Annotated in this window: 4 protein-coding genes; 3 read left to right on the top strand and 1 reads right to left on the bottom strand. The window is 61.7% G+C overall.

Going from position 1 to position 5,136, the window contains the following annotated elements; all coding sequences use genetic code 11:
* Positions 1–1,272: efflux RND transporter permease subunit (locus WCA53_RS31945; protein ID WP_423921179.1), on the top strand; the 1,272-nt coding region annotated here is incomplete at its 5' end.
* Position 1,273: 1 nt separating this feature from the next.
* Positions 1,274–2,875 carry an efflux transporter outer membrane subunit gene (locus WCA53_RS31940; RefSeq protein WP_423921176.1) on the top strand — a complete coding sequence of 534 codons (1,602 nt, stop codon included), beginning with the start codon at positions 1,274–1,276 and terminating at the stop codon, positions 2,873–2,875.
* Between the two features lie 73 nt (positions 2,876–2,948).
* Here WCA53_RS31940 and WCA53_RS31935 read toward each other — a convergent pair whose 3' ends face one another.
* Positions 2,949–4,304, bottom strand: coding sequence for a nucleobase:cation symporter-2 family protein (locus WCA53_RS31935; RefSeq protein WP_423921173.1), 1,356 nt, complete (start codon positions 4,302–4,304; stop codon positions 2,949–2,951).
* Positions 4,305–4,660: 356 nt separating this feature from the next.
* On the opposite strand from WCA53_RS31935, the gene WCA53_RS31930 reads away from it, so the two are divergent.
* The coding region (locus WCA53_RS31930; protein WP_423921168.1) for an FGGY family carbohydrate kinase at positions 4,661–5,136 on the top strand (476 nt) is incomplete at its 3' end.

The following is a 5,136-nucleotide window of genomic DNA, read 5'->3' as shown; positions in this document are numbered from 1 at the left end:
GACCAGAAGGTGGGCGCGCTGGTCGGACGGATGTACGGGCACTTCGCAAGCTATAAAGACGCGTTGGTCATCCCGGTCAATCCGCCGTCCATTCCGGAACTCGGAACGGCGTCGGGCTTCGACTTCGAGTTGCAGGACCGCTCGGGCCTCGGTCACGCGCAGTTGATGCAAGCGCGCAACATGCTGCTCGGCATGGCTGCGAAGGATCCTACGCTTGCGCAGGTTCGTCCGAACGGCCTGAACGACACGCCGCAGTTCAAGGTGGACGTGGATCGCGAAAAGGCGAACGCCCTGGGCGTTGACTCTGGCGATATCGACCAGACGTTTTCGATTGCGTGGGGTTCGGCGTATGTGAACAACTTCCTGGACGTCGATAACCGGATCAAGAAGGTCTACATACAGGGCGACGCGAAGTTCCGCATGAATCCGGAAGACCTGAACAACTGGTACGTGCGCAACACCGCTGGAGCCATGGTGCCGTTCGGCGCGTTTGGCGCGGGACACTGGATCTACGGTTCGCCGAAGCTCGAACGCTACAACGGTATTTCGGCGGTGGAAATCCAGGGCGCGGCAGCACCGGGCAAATCGACGGGTCAGGCCATGGCCGCGATCGAGGCGATCGCCGCGAAGCTGCCCGCGGGTATCGGTTATGAATGGACGGGCTTGTCGCTGCAGGAACGCCAGTCGGGTTCCCAGGCGCCGATCCTGTACGGCATCTCGATCCTCGTCGTGTTCCTGTGTCTCGCCGCGCTGTATGAAAGCTGGTCGATTCCGTTCTCGGTGATCATGGTCGTGCCGCTCGGTATTTTGGGCGCGTTGCTCGCCGCTACGTTGCGCGGGCTCGAGAACGACGTGTTCTTCCAGGTCGGCTTGCTGACCACGGTGGGCTTGTCGGCAAAGAACGCGATTTTGATCGTGGAATTCGCACGCGAGTTGCGCCAGCAGGGTATGGGCACGGTGGAGGCGGCGATGGAAGCGGCACGCCAGCGGCTGCGTCCTATCCTGATGACGTCGCTCGCGTTCATTCTCGGCGTGTTGCCGCTCGCGATCAGTAACGGCGCGGGTTCTGCAAGCCAGCACGCCATTGGTACCGGCGTGATCGGCGGGATGCTCACGGCTACGTTCCTCGCGATTTTCATGATCCCGATGTTCTTTGTGGTGATCAGCAAGATGAGCAAGGACGATGGCGGCCACGCCCACCACGGCGACGGCGGGAATGCGGGTCATGGCGGCACAGGTTCGCCGGCCACGCCGACGACGGAAGGACATTGAGATGCTAAAGAACTCTTTGATGGCAGCAGCGGTTGCGGCGGCGGTCACGTTGATCGCGGCCGGCTGCACGATGGCGCCGAAGTACGAGCGGCCGGCGGCGCCCGTCGCCCAGACCTTCCCGACCGGAGGGATCTACGACAGGCAGAACGACGCGGCGGCTCGGGCAATGGACGGGCGCTCGGCACAGGCGCAACCGGCAGTGGATATTGGCTGGCGTGATTTCTTCGTCGATGCACGGCTTCAGGAGGTCGTTGCCCTGGCATTGAAGAACAACCGCGATTTGCGTGTGTCCATGCTCAACGTGCAAGCGGCCCGCGCGCAATATCAGATCACGCGCGCAGGTCTTTTCCCCACGCTCGAGGCGGCCGGTTCGCAGAGTAAGACGCGTACGCCGAGAGACCTGTCTCTTTTTAACCAGACGATCTCCAATTCGTATTCCGTCGGTGTGAATGCATCGTGGGAAATCGACTTCTTCGGCCGGATCCAAAGCATGAAGGATCAGGCTTTGGCGCAGTACTTCTCGCTGGCGGAAACGCGCAAGGCGGCGGAAATTTCGCTGGTGTCGCAAGTCGCCGATGCTTACCTGACCATGCTTGGCTATGACGATCAGCTCGCCGTTACGCGCAACACGTTGACGACGGCGAACGAGTCGTATCGGATCACGAAGCTGCAATTCGATAACGGCGTCGGCACGGAACTCGATGTCCGGCAAGCTCAAGGTATCCAGCAGCAGGCCGCAGCCAACCTGCAGTTGCAATTGCGCTTGCGGGCACAGTCGGAGAATGCGCTGGTGCTGTTGGTGGGCGAGCCTTTGCCGGCTGACTTGCCACCCGGCTTGTCGCTCGATAGCCAGAATCTCCTCACCGATATCCCCGCGGGCCTGCCTTCGGACCTGCTCGCGCGGCGTCCTGATATCGCGGCGGCGGAGCAGTCGTTGCTTGCGGCCAACGCAAATATTGGTGCGGCGCGCGCGGCGTTTTTCCCGAAAATTTCGCTGACAGGGAGTTTCGGGACTTTGTCGCCTTCTTTAGGCGGTTTGTTCAATCCGGGTTCGGCCGCGTGGTCGTTCGCGCCGCAGATTTCGATCCCGATTTTCGAGGGCGGCCAGAACATCGCCAATCTCGATTTGGCGGAGATTCAGAAGAACATCGAGATCGCGACCTACGAGAAGGCGATCCAGACGGCGTTCCGCGAAGTGGCCGACGGTTTGGCTGCGCGTGGCACGCTGGACGATCAGATTGCGGCGCTCGAGTTGTACACGACGTCGCAGTCGCGTCGGCTGGAGTTGTCGGACTTGCGGTATCGCAACGGCGTGGATAACTACCTGGCCGTGCTGACGGCGCAAACGGACTTGTACAGTGCCCAGTTGTTGTTGATCCAGGCGCGTTTGCAGCGCGCGACGAACCTCGTGGATTTGTATCGTGAGCTGGGTGGTGGCTGGATCGAGCACGCAGGCGATCAGCCGCGCCCGGCGGATGCTCCGGCCGATTTCGGTCCGGTGGCGTCAGGCAAGGCTGCGGTTTCGACCGCCAGCGCGAACGACGCGGGTCCGGCGAAGCTCGTGCCGGTGCAGCATCTCATCGTGGAAAAGCCGGCGAGTTGAATGAGCGGCTGGACGTAAAAAAACGCAGCCCTCGGGCTGCGTTTTTTTTAACCAATGACCCTTCTTGAGTCCATCAAACCCTCGCCCGACGCACCCGACGACGCACCTCGTGCGTTAAATCCCGCTCTTTCCCGACGCCGTTGAACACTACGTTCAGCACGACTGCCGACACCGACGCCAGCAATATCCCGCTATGCAGAATCGGCTCAAGCGCATGCGGCAATTGCGAGAAGAACTTCGGCGCGACGACCGGCACCATGCCCATCCCGATACTCACCGCCACGATAAAAAGGTTGTGGTGATTCTTGGCGAAATCCACCTTCGACAACGTCTTGATGCCGTTTGCCGCGACCATTCCGAACATCACGATGCCCGCGCCGCCGAGCACGAAAGCCGGGACCGATGCGACCACTTGCGCCATCTTCGGGAACAGTCCGAGCACGACCAGCATCACGCCGCCGGTCGCACAGACGAAGCGGCTCTTGACACCCGTGACCCCGATCAACCCGACATTCTGCGAGAAAGACGTATGCGGGAACGAGTTGAAAATGCCGCCAATCAGCGTACCCAATCCGTCGACGCGGAGTCCGCGCACGAGCGCGTGCTGATCGACGGGACGGTCGACCATGTCGCCGACGGCCAGGAACATGCCCGTGGATTCGATGAAGGTGACGAACATCACGATGATCATCGTCGCGATGGAAAGCGGGTCGAAGTGCGGCAGGCCGAAGTGGAACGGCAGCACGATGCCGACCCACGGCGCGCTCGCCACGCCGGCCAGGTCGACGCGTCCAAGCGCCGCCGCAATGGCGAAGCCGGCCACCATACCGAGCAACACCGAGATATTCGCGATGAACCCGCGTCCGAACTTGTTGATCAGCAAAATCAACGCCAGTACGACGAACGCGAGCGCCAGGTAAGCCGGATTGCCATAGTCGGGGTTCCCGACGCCCCCCGCTGCCCAATTGATCCCGACGCCCATGAGCGACAACCCGATCACCGCAATCACCGTTCCGACCACGACGGGCGGGAAGAATCGCAGCAACTTGCCGATCAGCGGCGCAAGAAGAATCCCGACGAAACCTGCTGCGATGGTCGAGCCGAACACATCGAGAATGCCAAGCGACGGATTCGTGCCGATGGCGACCATTGGACCGACCGCCGCGAAGGTGCAGCCCATGATGACCGGCAGGCGAATGCCGAAGATCCAGATGCCCAGTGTCTGGATCAGCGTAGCGACGCCGCACGAGAACAGGTCGGCGCTGATCAGGAACGCAATCTGGTCCTTGGGCAGGCGCAGGGCAGCGCCGAGAATCAGCGGAACCGCCACCGCGCCCGCGTACATCACAAGCACGTGCTGGATGCCCAGCGTCAGCAACTGTGCGGCGGGAAGCCGCTCGTCGCACGGATGTACCGTGATCGATTCCATGTTGTCTCTCTCCTTATCTGCTATGAGTCAAATACGTCTTGAATGTGCCATCCAAGGTAAATGGTGCAAATAGCGATCACAAGAGCACGTTGGCGTATGTCGGCTTTCGGGGTGTTGATATGGGGCGAGTGCTTTAATATCGCGTCTTGCGACTGAATAATCGGCTTGCGCACCGCCTGGCGGGCGAAGGACGATTCGTGTCGCGCTGAACAACGCTTCCAGTCTGCTCGCGTCGTTATGATTGCTATGGGGCGGGACGTATAGTTCATTTTGCTGCGCCGCACCGATGCGAGCGGGTTAACCCGTCGCAACCCGCTGTGCGCGCTCTTTTCCAGTCTCTGTCCGGCACCACACTTATGCGCTTTCTCGGTATCGATCTGGGCACTGCATCGCTGAAACTCGCCATCGTCGATGAAGACGGGCAGGAACGGGCGTCCGCGAGCGCCGCCTATGCGGTCGCCACGCCGCATCGCGGATGGGCGCAAACGCCCGTCGAACACTGGTGGAACGCGCTTGTCGAGGCGTGCGCACGGCTTCCCGCGCACGAACGGGAAGCCGTGGGCGCGATCGGTTTTGCGGGGCAGATGCATGGCGTCGTCGTGACTGACCACGCGAACCACGCGCTGTTGCCGGCGATGCTGTGGCCCGACACGCGCGCGAGCGATCTTCTCGATGCATGGCCTTCGCCGCAACCCAACCCTGTCGCGCCCGGCATGGCTGGGCCGTTGCTGCGCTGGCTCGCGCTCAATCAAGCGGGCGTAGTGAACGCAACCCGTTGGGCGCTCCAGCCGAAAGACTGGTTGCGTACGGCGCTGGGCGGCGAGGTCTGCAC

The sequence above is a fragment of the Caballeronia sp. genome (genome assembly GCF_049581465.1).
In the GTDB taxonomy this organism is placed as follows: Bacteria; Pseudomonadota; Gammaproteobacteria; order Burkholderiales; family Burkholderiaceae; genus Caballeronia.
This window is presented reverse-complemented; position numbering and strand designations above follow the sequence as displayed.

What these genes read in the sequence shown, in the direction of transcription:
- WCA53_RS31935 (WP_423921173.1), bottom strand. Translation starts at nt 4,304, where the DNA reads ATGGAATCGATCACGGTACATCCGTGCGACGAGCGGCTTCCCGCCGCA.
- WCA53_RS31940 (WP_423921176.1), top strand. Translation starts at nt 1,274, where the DNA reads ATGCTAAAGAACTCTTTGATGGCAGCAGCGGTTGCGGCGGCGGTCACG.